General features: G+C 67.0%; 1 protein-coding gene. It reads right to left on the reverse strand.

Going from position 1 to position 230, the window contains the following annotated elements; genetic code table 11:
• The coding region (locus tag SB765_RS34410; protein ID WP_410933129.1) for a hydantoinase/oxoprolinase family protein at nucleotides 1-230 on the reverse strand (230 nt) is incomplete at both ends.

A 230-nucleotide genomic window follows, 5' to 3' on the forward strand; every position in this document is an offset into this window, starting at 1 on the left:
TGGTCAGGGTGATGTCGAACGAGGTGCCCCCCATGTCCACGGTAATGACGTTGTCGATACCGAACGGCCGTGCCACCGCCAGCCCGGCCTGGGGCGCCGAGGCGGGGCCGGAGTTGATGGCATTGACCGCGCGCTCACGCATCAGGTGCCCGGGCGCCAGGCCACCGTTGGACTGGAAGTAACGCACCGGTTGTTGCACGCCAAGCTCGTGGAACAGGCTGTCGATGCGC

The sequence above is a fragment of the Pseudomonas sp. SIMBA_067 genome (assembly GCF_046534675.1).
In the GTDB taxonomy this organism is placed as follows: domain Bacteria; phylum Pseudomonadota; class Gammaproteobacteria; order Pseudomonadales; family Pseudomonadaceae; genus Aquipseudomonas; species Aquipseudomonas putida.